This window comes from Flavobacterium sp. DG1-102-2 (assembly GCF_033042555.1).
Lineage (GTDB): Bacteria > Bacteroidota > Bacteroidia > Flavobacteriales > Flavobacteriaceae > Flavobacterium.
In genome coordinates, this window is sequence record NZ_JAWLIK010000002.1 from 364,578 (window position 1) to 380,542 (window position 15,965).

The window sequence follows — 15,965 nt, forward strand, 5'->3', positions numbered from 1 at the left end:
TCCGTTTGCAGTTCCGGGCTATACATAAAATTATACCCTATAAAAAGCATTACTCATTAAGTACTGCTTTTTTATAGGGTATAATGAAACTGTAAACTATTTCCCGCCTGTGTAGGTGTTATTTTCCCTGTTTACGTCGGCCATAAGTTCTGCTGGGTCTATCATAAGCATTTTAATAGCTTTTTTAGGCTTGTTTATGGTAAACTCGTATGTTTTGTAAGCCCAGTCCCAATCGGCCAGTACAGAGCGTTTAAGTGACTTGTATGGGTTGTCTTTTACATAACGCATCATGCGCAATGGTACATAGAATGTTTCCTGCGTACCATCTTCATAAACCGCAATGATATCTATAGGCATTGGCATACGGCCAATGCGCTCTAATGTAACTTTTGTAGTATTACCATCTTCATCCGCCTTAATGCTGTAATCGATTGTATTTGTAGTTTCTGTCCAGTCTGTAAGATACCATCCAAGCTGTGCACCGGTAACTTTTTCTGCTGTACGCTTAATGTCGTTAGGAGTAGGGTGGGTAAACTTAAAATCTGCATAGTAACGTTTTATGGTTTGTGCCAATTTGTCTTCGCCAATAACATAGCCCAACTGCGAAAGGAATATTGAACCTTTGCTGTAAGAAGATATGCTGTACAGCATATTCAGGTCAAAACGGTCTGCCTGTGTACTTAGTGGCTGCTCTTTACCGGTTTTAACCATGTAAAAATAGTTGGCATAAGAACCTGCAAACGGGTTGGCCTCTTCTTCTTTTTTATCTTTAGGCGGCATAAGCGTATGCATGGCAAGATCTTCTATATATGTCGTAAAACCTTCGTCCATCCAGCCGTGCTCTGTTTCGTTTGAGGCCAATATGTGCTGAAACCATGAATGGCCAAATTCGTGTGCCGTTACCCCTACAAGCCCTTCATAATTGCGGCCGGTAATAAGTGTACACATGGCATACTCCATACCGCCGTCGCCACCCTGTATAACAGAGTATTGTTTGTACGGATACTGTCCTACGATTTTATTATAGAAAGATAGTATTTCGGCAGTTTTTGGCTGTAGCCTTTTCCATCCGTCCTGGTTTTCAGGAGTGTTCTTGTAAAAGAAGTGAAGCTCAGTATTGTTTTCGCCCATTATCTTATCATGCGCATAATTACTGTCTGCCGCCCATGCAAAATCATGTACGTTTGGCGCAACAAAATGCCATGTAAGTGTTTTGGCTTTTTTAGGATAAGTAACCTGAACACCTTCGTCCTGATACCCTTTTCCTATCTCGTTTTTGTTTTGCAGGTATCCTGTACCACCAATGGTATACTCTTTATCTATTGTAATGTTCACGTCAAAATTACCCCAAACCCCATGAAACTCACGGGCAATGTATGGGTTGGCGTGCCAGCCTTCAAAATCATACTCAGCCATTTTAGGATACCACTGCGTCATCGACAGGGCTACACCTTCGGCGCTATTCCTACCGTTACGGCGTATTTGTACGGGAACTTGTCCATCAAAATCAAGCGTGAATTTTGTAGATTGACCAGGTAAGATTGGCTTAGCCAGTGTAACCTCAAGAATAGTTCCGGCTACTTTGCTTGTGGTCGCAGCACCGTCCTGTTTAAGATTGGTAATCTTCAGGAAGCCTATTTCGTCTGGTTTAAGGTTGCTTATACGGCTTTCGTAGGTTGTCTTTTCAGGAGTCTTAAAGGTTTTTACCATCCTTTTATCAGGATCTGCAATCGCTTTAAGGCGGGCATCCATATCGCTTCCCGGCTGGAATGCATTGTTGTACAAATGATAAAAAACACGGTTTAAGGTGTCTTTAGAATTGTTTGTGTACACCAGTTCCTGTTTACCGTTATAGCGGTAAGTCTTAACATCCATAGACACATCCATTTTGTAATCTACGTGCTGCTGCCAGTAACCTGGGTTAGGGTTGTTTTGCGCATACAGGCCTGAAGCCGATAGTAATGCCAGTACTACTAATTTTTTCATGGGTTAAAAATAAAAAAAATGGAAGGGATTGCGCCCTTCCATCTGTTATAAATTTAAAAATGCCTTATTTTTTATCTTTAGACATTTTGTCTGCAAGAATAATTGCGTTGTAAGCATTTACGATTTTTCCTGATCTTGAAATTTCGCTGAATGATCGTTGGTCTTTAGGATCGCCGCCAAGATTAACCTTGATGCTAACAGGAATGCCGGAGTCCATAATGATGTGCTTAACCTGAGATGCAGTAAGGTTAGGGTAGTAAGCACGGATAAGCGCTGCTACACCTGCTGCATTAGGAGAAGCCATAGAAGTTCCCTGAAGGAATTCGTAAGTATTGTTAGGCGTAGTTGCATAAATTCTTTCACCCGGGCTAAAGATATCTACTTCGCTTTTGCCATAGTTAGAAAAACCTGCAACAAGTTCAGGGCCATAGTTATACGTGATAGCGCCAATTGTAAGGAAGTTATCTGCAATTTCCGGTCCGCCTACTTTAGTGTCGTTAGGGTAACGCTCAACAGTTTTCCCGCCTTCATTAAGGTCCAGGCTTTCATTACCTGCTGCACATACGATAAGAACATCTTTTTCTGCAGCATATTTAATAGCATCATAAACCCACTCGCTGTGTGTTGAGAAATACTTTCCAAAACTTCCGTTTATCACTTTAGCACCATTATCTACAGCGTAACGTATACCAAGGGCAACGTCTTTGTCATACTCGTCTCCATCCGGCACAGAACGTACCGCCATGATCTCTACAACATTACTTGCTACACCGTCTCCACCAAGATTATTACCTCTTGTCTGGGCAATGATACCTGCAACGTGTGTACCGTGTTTGGCACCTTCTGCAACAGGTCCCGTTACGTTGTTGTTCCCGTATTTTCTGTCGTTGATATCTTCCGGGTTGTCGCCTACTACCTTACGGCCGTCAAATTTCAGGTTAAGGTTGTACTCCAGCTGATTGTGGTAATGTTCTTTACCTTCCTGTATCTGTTCCTGAAATTCTTTAGATGATGTTTCGCCAAGCACCCTTATCAATTGTGGCTTAACGGCATTTACTACCGCATCATTAGATTTCAGGTTTTTAAGATCTTCGGCAGTATATACATCCTTTTTAAGTTCAGTTCTTATTTTTTCATCCGCTTTCAATACAAAGTCCATCTGCTGCTTACCGCCCTGGGCATCTTTGATCTCTTTATCAAATTCAGCTTTCGCTCTTTTGTACGTTGCAGAGCCGTCGTCACCTTTTTTCAGAATACGCACGTATTCAAGGTTTTCGTGCTCTGAATCGCCTAAGAAGTTCCATCCGTGTATATCATCAATGTAACCGTTCTTGTCATCATCTATACCGTTTCCTGCGATCTCTTTTGTGTTTGTCCATATAACCGGTTTAAGGTCCGGGTGTGCGATGTCCACGCCTGAATCTACAACACCTACAATTACTTTATTGCTTTTTTTACCTTTAAGAAGCTCATAAGCGCGGTCCACGCTCATTCCAGGCACACTGTCTTTAACAATGTCAAGGTCGCTCCAGCGTTTCTCCTGTTCTTCGCTAAGTGGTGATTTTTTGGCAGTTATAGTATTGTTTATAACTATAGGCTCTGCCACAATTTTTGAAGTCCCACAGCTTGCAAGGGCTAAGGCCAGTGCCGCCGAAAGGTAAATTGATCTGAATTTCATATTCTGTAAATTACTGTTTAGAAAATTGGTCTAAATTATATCCAATTTGTTACACAAAATTAACTATTAACATTAAATTAGTACTGCAAACGGCTAAAATTTATTTTTAGGAGGGTTTAAGACGGGTTGGCTTAAAAGCAGGGAATTCAAATAATGGTAATGTGCAATCTTAAAATAAGGAACCCGCAGCGTTTAATTGCTGTAGGATTGTATACTAACTCAATCTATTTCAATGCCCCCTGCGGAGATTCCTATACCTTAAGGACAGGTTTTAAAGCCTGTGTTTTGTTTTTGGTTTATTTGAGATCAACAAACCAGTCAATTACCAGTTATAATAGACGCTTATAAAATTGTTTTGTTACAGTTTTAATTATTTATTTTTTATAAAAAGTTTATTTGGTCGTGTTTATCAAGCAGAACAGCGATAAAACCCTGCCAAAATTTGTTTATTCCGCTAAAATTAATAGTTGAAACTATTCTATAAAAAAGCCCTGCTTTTTGTTAAGCAGGGCTTCAATCTTTTAATGTATAATTTGGCTATATGCCGGTAATAACGAGTTCTACCCTTCGGTCATATTCTGTCCCTTTTCCTAAAGGCACAGTGTTGCCATAACCTTTGTAAGTCATGCGGTTAGCATTTATCTTTTTAGATACAATATATTTATAAACTGCAAAAGCCCTATTTTTAGACAGTTCGCGTTTGCGTGTATCTTTGTCAATGGCTTCTTTCTGAAAAGTAGGGGTGCAGCAAATGTGGCCCTGTATCTCAAATTTGATATTTTTATATTTCATAAGAAACTTTACCATCTTATCCAGTTCTGTTTTAGATTTTGTAGTGAGCTTGCTGCTGCCGCGCTCAAACAGAATGTTGTCAAGGTATATGTGGTCACCCACGATTACATCCTTTTTAAGCGCATTATAAGTACCTGCCGATAACTTAGGTGGTGGTAGCGGCTTAAAGTTTACGGTAACGTCTACACGGCGGTTTTTAGAGCGTGCTTCAGATACATTGTCTATATCTTCGTCAAGCAGTATCCTTCCTTTACCCTCTATGGTTACAATGATCTTGTTTTTTACGCCCCTGCCTAAAAGCGTATCCTTTATCGTGTTAGCCCTGTTTGTAGAAAGCTTAAAGTTGTAAGCATCTTTGCCACGGTCGTCACAGTAGCCGTATATCTGGATTGTTTCTATACGTGCTGTGTCTATAGCTTTAATAAATGCAACAACGTTATTGCCCTGCTTGCTGTCTAGATTGTATTTGTTGACATCAAAATAAACCGAATAAACAGTTTCTTCCTGTGCAAGGGTAATATAGGTAACTAAAAACGCGAGTAGTAAATAAAGTGATTTTTTCATTTATTGCTGGTGATAATCTTTGCCGGGGCAATCGTCTATCCTGTTTAATACAAAATCTTCCGGTGGATGGATTACTATAGGGAACTTTTCTACTTTAACAGAACTGCTGTCAAGCCCAAAAGCCCGCCCTTCCGAAAGGCTTATTTTTTTAAGAACAAAGTATATGTCTAGTATTATCCTTTCATACCATGGCAGCTCGTTGTCATAAGAAAGGAATTTTTCTATGATTACAAATTTAAAGTCGCCGATTACGTTGTTACGGTTAAGCGACTGGTAACGGCTGGTAATATCTACCTCGCTGCGTTTTACCATGTCCCTTACAACCTGCTTGAACATAAGGTTTATTCTCGGTGCTACACGAAAACCTAAATAGAAATCTACACGTATAACGTCATCTTTCATGATTTCGCGTACACGATAGTCCATTTTGTAAGGTTCATCTACCACATTTACGTGAACAAACCAATAAATATCGGCACGTTTAGGCCTTTTTTGCAATATGGAATATATGATCTTAGACTCAATTTCATCTCCCAGCTGCGCATTGGTCATATACACCAGGTGCGTTGCATATTTAGGAATAGACATATCGTTACTAAGTTCAGACAGTACTGTTTTGTAGTTTGCAATCTTGGTGAACTCTGTATACTCACTCCTAATTCTCTTAGCCGAGAACCATACCGCCATAACAATGGCCAACAGACCTGCTATACCCAGCGATACATATCCACCGTGGTGGAATTTGCTGATGTTGGCTATGAGGAATGATATTTCTATTGTAAAATATACGCTAATTACACCTAGTATAAGCAGTTTATTATAGCGTTTCATAACCATATAATAGCCCAGCAGGGTAGTGGTCATAAGCATACAAAGTACAATGGCCAGACCGTAGGCCGCTTCCATATTTCCTGATTCCCTAAAATGAAGTACTATAAATACACAACCAAGGAATAATAACCAGTTGATAGAAGGAATGTATAACTGACCGCGTAATTCTGTTGGGAATTTTACCGATACCTTCGGCCAGAAGTTCAGTCGCATAGCCTCAGATATAAGGGTAAACGAACCGCTTATTAATGCCTGCGATGCAATTACTGCTGCCGATGTTGCAATTGCAATACCAAATGGCAGGAACCATTCAGGCATTAGCAGGTAGAATGGATTTACAGGGTTTGCAGGATTAGTGCTGAGCGACGAAAGTGTTTCACCAGAATGGGAGATCAGGTAAGCGCCCTGGCCAAAATAGTTAAGCACAAGCATCGTTTTTACAAAGCCCCAGCTTACGCGAATGTTGTCCCTGCCGCAGTGTCCCATGTCACTGTACAAAGCTTCAGCTCCTGTAGTACACAGAAATACAAAACCTAATACATAAAACCCTTCATGGTGAACATTTAGCAAGTGAAAAGCATAATATGGGTTAAGTGCTTTAAGAACCGATATGTTTTCTAACAATGGAATTATACCTAAAACCCCAAGCATTCCAAACCATAACAGCATCATTGGCCCAAAAAACTTACCCAGGAATTTGCTGCCAAAACGCTGAATAAAGAACAACACAAATAAAATGCTTATTACGATAGGCACAGTGTCAAGTTCCGGCTGGTAGGTCTTAAGCCCTTCAATTGCAGAAGATACAGAAATAGGCGGTGTAATAATACCGTCTGCCAGCAATGCGCTACCCCCTATAATTGCAGGAACAATGAGCCCTTTCTTCTTAAGCCTTTTAACCAGCGTATAAAGAGAGAAAATACCTCCTTCGCCTTTGTTATCGGCCTTAAGGGTAAGGTAAACGTACTTGATGGTTGTTTGTAATGTAAGTGTCCAGAAGATACAGGAGAGTGCCCCAAGGATCACTTGTTCTTCTATAGGCTGGGCGCCTACAATAGCTTTCATTACATAGAGAGGGGAAGTTCCTATATCTCCATAAATAATTCCCAAGGTAACCAGCAATCCGCCAAGCGTTACCTTGTTGAGTTGTATGTGATTGGTGCTCACGATAATTTTGGATTAAAGAACAAAGGTAGGTGTTTTTAGAAAATCTGCCAGATAAACCATATATTATTTACTATTAAATAACCCTTTGCTTCTGCAAGTTAGAGAAATAAGGGCACACGGTGCATCAGGCAGTGCCCGTAGCTATGTTTTTATTGTTTCTTGACCACTCGCTCCATGAGCCTACATACAATTTTGGCAAAGGTAATCCTGCATGATCAAAGGCTAAAATAGTATGGCAGGCCGTAACTCCAGACCCGCAGTGCACAATAACATCTGCCGATGAGGTACTGCCCAGTACACCCAAATATTTTTCCTGTAATGCTTCCGGTGATAAAAATGATCCGTCAGCATCAAGGTTAGATGCAAATGGCACGTTTACAGCTCCCGGAATATGCCCTGCAACGAGGTCTATAGATTCGTTTACACCAAGATAACGCGATGTTTCCCTTACATCTATGACAATGCTTTCGGTATTTACAGCAGCAGTTTCTACTTCTTCAATGGCAACAGTTGGCAAATACCAGTTAGTAAAATTATATAACGGCGCCGGTAGTGGTATTTCTATTAGGTCGCTAAGTGAAACACCTGCTTTTACAGCAGCACTCAACCCACCGTTAAGCACCTGTACTTTTTCGTGTCCGGCAGCCTTAAGCATCCACCAAAAACGGGCTGCAGCCAATGCCCCGCCTTTATTGTCGTATACAACTACATGGCTTTGCGGTGTTATGCCCAAACGTCCAAGTACCTGCCCAAACGAAACAGTATCAGGCAGTGGATGCCTGCCGCCATTGGCAGCATCGGGTACATTTGCCAGGTCGGTATTGAGGTCGGCACGTACAGCTCCTTTAATGTGCTGCATGGTATAATCTATGCTCTCGCCGGCATCTACAATAACAATGTCGGGCGTGGTCATAAGCTCAATTAGCTCGGCTGGTTGTATAATCGGTTTCATAGTGATATAAATTAAAATCCCCTGATTATTATATAACGAGGGGATTAGATTATTTATTTTGCAAGCAATTTGTTGTATTCTGCTGTATTGGCAAGTAGCGCAGCCGATTTCTTTATCTCGGTATTACTGGTTGTGTAATATTTATATAAACCTTCTTTGTATTGGTAACGCTTTATAAGTTCATCCAGCAGCAGTTCCTTAATTTCATTTTTATTACTGTTAAGCTCTGTTTCCTCGCTTTTTTGAAGTGCTGCCAAAAGCTGGTCATATTGTACTTTGATGCCTGCATCTATCTTCTCTTTTTTTGCAGACTCCATCACTGCTTTTAGCGACTTTTCTGTTTCAGTATCAAACTGGAAGTTGTCTTTTTTTAGCGACTCTTTTAAGGCTTCAAAGTCGGCGTCAGTTACTGTAGGGATACTTGTCTGTGTAGGGTTTTTGTAAAAATAGGTAGTAGCATAGTTAAAGATACCGTCATTTTTAACTAATGCGTCAGCAATTGTGCTTTGTTTTGCTTCATCCAGTTCTACATCTGGAAGTATTCCTCCACCATCGTAGACTGTTCTTCCTCTTTTTGTTTTGAATGCGTTGTAATTTTTCTTGTCGATACGTATGGCCTTGCCGTCTGCATCTTTATGTGCATAGTCAAGCGCCTGTATACCACGGCCTGAAGGCGTGTAGTAGCGTGAGATGGTAACTTTTACCTGTGTACCATAAGTAAGGTCAAGCGGGCGCTGCACCAATCCTTTACCAAAACTTCTACTGCCTACAATAACAGCACGGTCCAGGTCCTGAAGCGCTCCAGCCACGATTTCAGAAGCCGAAGCACTGCTGCCGTTTACAAGAACCACTAATGGAATCTCAAGATCTACCGGTGCGCGTTGGGTTTTATAGGTGTTGTTATAGCTTTCGTTTTTAGACTTTGTAGTAACTATGGTTTCGCCTTGAGGTACAAATAGATTACACACATTAACCGCTTCATTAAGCAAACCACCCGGATTTCCCCTTAGGTCAAGAATAATGCTCTTGGCACCATCGGCTTTAAGCTGCAAAAGGGCTGTTTTTGTCTCGGTAGATGCTTTTGCGTTAAACTGTGTAAGCACGATGTAACCCGTCTCTTTACCCACCATAGCAAAATAAGGAACTGCTTTAATATCTACTTCATCAAGTACAATATCAGTACTGTATGTTTTACCCTGACGCACATACTTAATAGCTACTTTAGTATTTTTTGCACCTTTTAGCAATTCACCTGCATCTTCTTTAAATTCTGCAAGGTTTACATCGCCTATCTGAATTATCTCATCGCCTGCTTTAAGCCCGGCTTTATCGGCAGGATAGTCTTTGTAGGGTTCTTTTACAATAAGTTTGCCTTCTTTTCTTGTAATAAGAGCTCCAATTCCCGTATATTCTCCGGTGTTGTTTATCTTAAATTTAGCAACATCCTGTTCGTTAAAGTAAACAGTGTAGGGGTCAAGGTCGGTAAGCATGCTTTTTATGGCCTTATCCATAAGCTGCCCCGGGTTTACCTCGTCTACATAATTGTTGTTTACCGTTTTAAAAAGTGTAGTAAATATTTCTATTTGTTTGGCAATCTCAAAAAAATCGTCTTTAAAGCTCACCCCAACAAACAAAAACGCCGATGCCGCAACCGGCAGCACATATCTTTTCTTTAGCCTTTTAAGCATATCTTTTTCTTTAAATTTTTGTGGATATAAATCGCAATTACGAAAATAGGTATAAATGGCCAAATGTAGCACTATGATGTAAAGAAACTTGAACGCATTAAATTTCATCGCGGCATAGCTGCAGTAACCCTGAATCTTACTAACGAAAAAATAGCGTAATTAATGCAATGCACTTTGAGGCAGGCTACAGTTGCTCCTGTGCAGCAAATTTTTCAAAAAGCAGAATTGTCTTTGTGTTTATCTCCTCAAAAGAAAGGCGGTCTTTTGTCTGGTAAAAAAACATGAAAGCATAAGGTTTGTCCAGTTTGTCTATTATGATATGCTTGTGGTGGCGGTAAGTTTCACGCAGCACCCTCTTAAAGTAATTACGGTCGTGTGCCCTCTTGAAATATTTTTTTGATACTGAAACTCCCATTTTAATTGGCGAATCGTTATCCATACCCGCTTCCAATGGAACATATACCAGCCTTAAGGGATATTTTGAAACCGATTTACCTTCGGTAAACATACGGTCTATCGTGTTGCGGCTTTTAAGCTTTTCGTGCCTCGAGTATGTAAGCGGCCTGTTTTGCATGGGGCAAAGGTAACAGATACATTTAAAACTGAAAGAGGATCACACACTATAATCGAACTTATCTGCTGTTAAATAACTAAGAACTGTATAAAATACACACAAGCCTCCACACATTTTCTACACTTTCTACACCCATTTTTCATTTTTAATTTATGCAAGACGTATGTTTTAAAATAATATACATTTGAATATCAGCATTTTGTCTTTGATGTTTTTGAGTTTTGCAAAAAATAATTTTTCAACGGCACTAAACTTGTTCTATTGTTAATACAGAGTAATCAAAATAAATATCCAACACTATGAAAAATGTATTTTTAAGCGCTTTAATGCTTACAGGAGTAGCAGCATTAGCACAAGAACCAGTTAAACCGGCACAACCTGTTCAAACAGCAACAACTAAAACGGTAACGACAAAAGAAGTTAAGCCTGCAGCAGACGCAAAAACGGCCCAACCGGCTACAACTGCGCAACCTGCAAAGAAAGTTGAGGCTACTACTAAAGAGACCAAAACAGTAGAGAAAAAAGCTGAACCAGCTAAAAAAACCAACTAAGTTTTTTAGCGCCATTATATATTAGCAGGTTTTCTATTTGCCTGCCAAAAAGAAACCCCTGACGGGACTGTCAGGGGTTTTTTTGAACCTTTTTAAGCCCCATTAAATAGGTTCTGTTCCTGAAGCAGCGCCTTGAGCGCTGCTTTCGTTTTATAAGTCAACCTGTAATCGCTTTTTTGTGGATTTCCGCTAAGCACACGCTTCACTATAAAAAGTTGCTTAGATGGCTCTAAAATAAAAACCCCGACAGTATACACACTAACTGCCGGGATAAATAAAACAAAAACTAACTTTTAATTTTTATATATTAATTACTGTAGCAATTTATATTCAAATACAGGGTAACCTCTTTCTCCTGCATCGTTTTTAAGCGCCCTGAAGATTATTTTGTAAAGGTTGCCATCGGCATCTTTAAGTACAAAGAAACGGTCGTTTTTAACAGTCATCGTAGTGCTTGGGCCAGCCTCTGTTCTCCATGTTACAAACCTGTGGTCTGCAGCAGATCCTTCAAAAAGAGAATTATCTACCTGTGCAAGTGTAAATGCATTGTATGCAGCTTCACCACCATCTATAGTTGGGGCAATAATTTCATAAGCCCTTGTTCCGCCTTTTATGTTTAATAATGTGTAATCTGCAAAAGGATATAGTACAAATATGCCCTGGTAAGGGTAGTAATTTGTAAATGTAGTAAATACAAGATCCCATTTAGTTTTCTCCGGCTCTACAGATACTTCAGCATTAGTTATCATGCTAAAGAATGTAAAATTGTATAAACTGTTCTTAGAAATAGTTACTTCCTGGTGCGTTGTTGCATCTAATGCAGCATATTGCAGTTTGTAACCGCCGGCATTTCTAAGTATGCGTATCTTCATCCATCCTCTTGATTCGCCGTCTACCTGAGCGCTGCCTACAGCAGGTGTTGTTGTAGAAAGGCCAAGCCCCATATTTACAAGGTAAACTGCATTTTCTGAATCTGTTGCCGAAATTTCTGCGATAGCAGTACCTTCACCACCGCCATTACCGGTAAGTATTCCGTTAGGGTTATCGGCATATCCTAATGTAGATGCTGTAGCAAAACTCACACTAACGGTTGGATCTGCTTCCTGAACTTCATCAATGTTTGTAGTTTCAAGTTTTTTAACAGCCATTTTAAGAGATCCGTTAAGTACTACCCTAAAATCTGCGCCTGAGTAAAAACCAAGATCCCATGCTGTTCTGTGTATTTCTTTTGATTCTCCGGTTGCAAGATCTACATAAACCTGGTTGGGCTCAGTAGGGCCACCAATATTTGGCTGTACAATACTGCCTTCTGATGGTGTAGGTCCTACAGGTTCTGTAGTACCATTGCTATCATCACTGCTTGAACAAGACGCAAAAAATGTCATTGCCATCGAAAGGATAAATATGCTCTTTTTCATATTGATTATAATTTATTGATTAGAAATTAAGATTATATACAAGTTTCAGGTAATACGATCGTCCATAAGCAAGCATTACATTAGTCGATGCTGCATGACTTCCTGTCTGCGTGTTGCCTGTGCGTGTTACATTAGTTATGTCAAGAAGGTTTCTTGCACCAAGCTGTACATTCAGCGCCTTGTTCTTAAGGAAAGATTTTGCAACCGAAGCATCAAGCCAGTTAGTAGCTTGTACTGTAGTAAGAACATACTCGTTGCCATCAGACTGGTATTCGCGAGCCTTACCATTGTATTTGTAATAAGCGGCAAATGTAGTAGACCATTTAGGTACTTTGTAAGAAACACTTGTGTTTAAGTTAAGCGAATACAAATATTCATCGTTAGAGCGCAGGTCACCGCTGTCTATTAACTGTGACACCCCTACAAGTGTCGCGCCAAGGCTTACATTAAGATTTTTATACTGGATCTGGTTTGTAGTAGACACATTCCACATATTGTATTTGCTGATGTTGATTGCCTCATACATTGGCACATTATCAGGTGTAAATCCTGTCAGGGCAGTAGTTATCCTGTCTTTTATATCCATGTAGCTTACCACAAGGTTATTAGACATCATAAGGCCTGATGGGAAATAATGAGTTTTCCTGGCACTAATTTCGTAAGAGATACTGGTTTCGGGCGTAAGGTTTTCATTGCCGCTAAAGTAATGCCCCGGAAATATCATCTTTTGGTATAGTTCTTCAAAAGTAGGTGTACGGAAAGATTTGCCTACAGAGCCCCTTACCTGGATATCATGGCTAAGCAGCTGCCTGAATCCTAAAGAGGCTGCATATTGGTTGTCAAACTGCGACTGGAATGAATAACGGAATCCCGGACGTACAGAGAATCTGTCTGAAAGATTGATCTCAGACGACGCAAATGCATCATAATTTTCTATTCTTTTTCTTATTCCTGTAAAGGTGCTTCCTGCTTCCTGAACTACCGAAAAGCCATTGTTATTTACCAGTTCATAACCTATCTGCAGGTTAGCTGTTTTGCTTTTAAAGAAGTTGCTTAAGGTACCCGTAGAATACAGTACTTCCATAGACTGATCCTTTTCTTTAAGGTTATTAACCTCTTGATCCTGCCATATTCTGTATATAAAGCTCTCTACTTCTCTTTGTTGTTTTTGATGCGATACCGAAACATTGTAGTTTAGCTGAGAGAACAGCTTACCGGTACCATTAAGGTGATGATAAAACCTGTCAGTAAAATACCTGTTATCGTCTGAGGCTCTGTACGAGCCTAAATCTGTATTAAATAATGTCTGAACCTGGCTGTTGTAATAATCTACCTTTTCATCCATCATTTCAAAACGGTAAAAAAGCCTGAAATCATTCTTTTGGTAGCTAACAAGCGCATTAGTCATGAACTGTTCTTTAGGTAGCCAGTTATAGCCCCTTAAACCGTCATTTACGCTATAATCCTGTCCCTGCTTATTGCCAAGGTATCCCTGAAAATCGTTCCTGTTTGCGTTAACAGATACATACCAGTTTTCATTTATGGTATGACCAAGCTGTAAAGCCTGAATGTGCCTGCCCTCTTTAAACAGTCCGTATTCTGTATTTACAGTTTCTTCCTGAACGGTTGTTTTTATTTCCCATTCGTTCCTGGAAGATTTCTTTGTAATAATGTTCAAAATTCCGCTAACTGCGTTTGCACCGTGTGTTACACCCATTGAACCTTCTATAATCTCAATGCGCTCTACGTCGTTAAGGTTAATTTGAGAGAGATCTATATTATTACCAAGGCCGGCTTCGTTAACAATAGGAATATTGTCTATCAGTATTTTAAAGTATAAAGCATCAAGCCCAAACATAGAAACAGTAGATCTTCCTGTTGTTCCGCTTGGCATAACAGTTATGTTAATGTACTGGTTTAGTACATCACCCAAATTATTTGCTGCCAACTGGTCAATGTCTTTTCGGGTAATTACGCGTACGTTTTGGATAGATCGTCTAAGCGATTGTGATTCAATCTGACCTGTAACTACTACTTCATCCAGATGTGTAGGATTGTTTTTTTTAATAGTATCGGTAATAGCTTCCTGTGCTAATGCGCTAAAGCCTAAGAGAGATATTATGGATAAAAATACTTGTGTCTGCTTGTGCATTACTAATCTAAGTTAGATTAATTCTAAATTGACTGCAAAGCTAACGGTCACCAATTAAAAAACCAAATTATTTTTACTAATTCTAAATAAAGCTAACTGATTAATTTTCTTCAAATTATATATGATTTCAAAGTGTTTAACATTCCGAAATTCAAAATGGCGTTAGATGTCATAGAATATACCTTACAAATACCCTAAGATTTTAATAGTTTATAGGCTTAAAGATAATTGAAGAATAGCTGTGGAAATAAAAAAGCCCCCTATACAGGAGGCTCAATCATGATTTTATATCGCTTAGAGGTCAAAGCCCATGCTCACACCAAGTTTTGAGGCGATAAGCTTGGTGATCCTGCTTTTAAGTGCCGGTATCCTTATACTCTCAATAACTTCGTTACTAAAAGCGTACATAAGTAATGCTTTTGCTTCTTTTTGCGGTATTCCTCGGCTCTGCATGTAGAACATCGCGTTATCATCAAGCTGGCCAATAGTGCAGCCGTGAGAACATTTTACATCGTCTGCAAATATCTCAAGCTGAGGTTTAGCATTTATAGTAGCTTTTTCGCTTAGTAAAATATTATTATTCTGTTGGAAAGCGTCTGTTTTTTGCGCTTCCTTCTCAACATATATCTTACCGTTAAATACTCCCGTAGAACTGCCGTCAAAAATACCTTTGTAATTTTGGTGGCTTTCACAGTTTGCTTCAGCGTGCTGAACGAGTGTGTAATGGTCTACAAGCTGCTTGTCACCAATGATAGTAATCCCTTTAAGCGTGCTCTCTATGTGTTCGCCCTGATGGTAAAAATTAAGGTTATTCCTTGTAATGTTACCGCCAAAAGAGAACGTATGTACAGATGCATTACTATCTGCCTTTTGAGCGATATATGTATTATCAACCAGGTTAGCGCTATGAAGATCGTTTTGAATTTTGTAGTAATCTACAATTGCTCTTTTATCTGCAAAAATCTCTGTAACGGCATTTGTAAGCACCGGGTTGCCATTTAAGCTCTGGTGTCTTTCAATGATTTGTACCTGTGCGTTTTCGCCAACAATTACCAGGTTACGCGGCTGTACCATAAGGGCTGCCTCATTTCCTGTAGAAAAGCACATGATCTCAATAGGTTTTTCTACAACTTTACCTTTAGGCACATTGATATAAGCACCCTCGCTTGCAAAAGCAGTGTTAAGCGACGTAAGGCTGTCATCTGTATTGGCAATAGCGTTAAAATAGGTGTCAATTATTTCTTTGTACTTAGGCTTGTTTAGTGCCGAAGACATAAGGCATATGTCTACTCCCTCATGTGTCGTTGAGGAAAGGAACGAACTGAATACACCATCAATAAGTACAACCTTGTAAGTGTCTATCTCGTGGATAAAATACTTTTTTACCTCCTCATAGCTTACTACATTTTCCTGTTTAGGAAAAACGCTAAAGTCGTTCTTAAGTACCGCGTTAAGCGATGTATATTTCCATGCTTCCTCTTTTTTGGTAGGAAAGCCTTTAGTTTCAAAATTCTTAAGTGCTTCTGTACGAACATCATGAAGATCTGACTCAACATCCAATCCTTCTTCAAAAGCCATGAAAGAAGACAATAATTTTTCCTTCAACTCCATC

11 protein-coding genes are annotated in these 15,965 nt (G+C 39.7%); 1 reads left to right on the forward strand and 10 read right to left on the reverse strand.

The features are described 5' to 3' along the window. Positions 1–96: 96 nt before the first annotated feature. From R1T16_RS05000 to rnpA, 7 genes are all read right to left on the reverse strand, one after another. A complete protein-coding gene (locus R1T16_RS05000) occupies positions 97–1,986 on the reverse strand; it encodes a M1 family metallopeptidase (protein ID WP_317499981.1) in 1,890 nt (629 codons plus the stop codon). A gap of 64 nt (positions 1,987–2,050) precedes the next feature. Continuing rightward, a complete protein-coding gene (locus R1T16_RS05005) occupies positions 2,051–3,664 on the reverse strand; it encodes a S8 family peptidase (protein ID WP_317499982.1) in 1,614 nt (537 codons plus the stop codon). A 537-nt stretch (positions 3,665–4,201) separates the two neighbouring features. Then, positions 4,202–5,020 (reverse strand): OmpA family protein, encoded by an 819-nt coding sequence (locus R1T16_RS05010; protein ID WP_317499983.1) that lies wholly within the window; start codon positions 5,018–5,020, stop codon positions 4,202–4,204. Continuing rightward, the gene (locus tag R1T16_RS05015; RefSeq protein ID WP_317499984.1) at positions 5,021–7,018 is read right to left on the reverse strand and encodes a KUP/HAK/KT family potassium transporter; all 1,998 of its coding nucleotides are present in this window, start codon (positions 7,016–7,018) and stop codon (positions 5,021–5,023) included. 124 nt (positions 7,019–7,142) lie between these two features. Next, on the reverse strand, positions 7,143–7,970 hold the full coding sequence (locus R1T16_RS05020) for a sulfurtransferase (RefSeq protein ID WP_317499985.1): 828 nt from the start codon (positions 7,968–7,970) through the stop codon (positions 7,143–7,145). Between the two features lie 53 nt (positions 7,971–8,023). Beyond that, on the reverse strand, positions 8,024–9,658 hold the full coding sequence (locus tag R1T16_RS05025) for a S41 family peptidase (protein WP_317499986.1): 1,635 nt from the start codon (positions 9,656–9,658) through the stop codon (positions 8,024–8,026). A gap of 184 nt (positions 9,659–9,842) precedes the next feature. Beyond that, on the reverse strand, positions 9,843–10,232 hold the full coding sequence (gene rnpA, locus R1T16_RS05030; protein ID WP_317499987.1) for a ribonuclease P protein component: 390 nt from the start codon (positions 10,230–10,232) through the stop codon (positions 9,843–9,845). 299 nt (positions 10,233–10,531) lie between these two features. Here rnpA and R1T16_RS05035 point away from each other — a divergent pair, with 299 nt between their 5' ends. Beyond that, positions 10,532–10,783 (forward strand): hypothetical protein, encoded by a 252-nt coding sequence (locus tag R1T16_RS05035; RefSeq protein ID WP_317499988.1) that lies wholly within the window; start codon positions 10,532–10,534, stop codon positions 10,781–10,783. Between the two features lie 311 nt (positions 10,784–11,094). Here R1T16_RS05035 and R1T16_RS05040 read toward each other — a convergent pair whose 3' ends face one another. From R1T16_RS05040 to sufD, 3 genes are all read right to left on the reverse strand, one after another. Next, the gene (locus R1T16_RS05040; RefSeq protein WP_317499989.1) at positions 11,095–12,201 is read right to left on the reverse strand and encodes an HmuY family protein; all 1,107 of its coding nucleotides are present in this window, start codon (positions 12,199–12,201) and stop codon (positions 11,095–11,097) included. Positions 12,202–12,220: 19 nt separating this feature from the next. After that, positions 12,221–14,353, reverse strand: a complete 2,133-nt coding sequence (locus R1T16_RS05045) for a TonB-dependent receptor plug domain-containing protein (protein WP_317499990.1) — start codon at positions 14,351–14,353, stop codon at positions 12,221–12,223. Positions 14,354–14,647: 294 nt separating this feature from the next. Continuing rightward, positions 14,648–15,964, reverse strand: a complete 1,317-nt coding sequence (gene sufD, locus R1T16_RS05050; RefSeq protein WP_317499991.1) for a Fe-S cluster assembly protein SufD — start codon at positions 15,962–15,964, stop codon at positions 14,648–14,650. Position 15,965 lies beyond the last annotated feature (1 nt).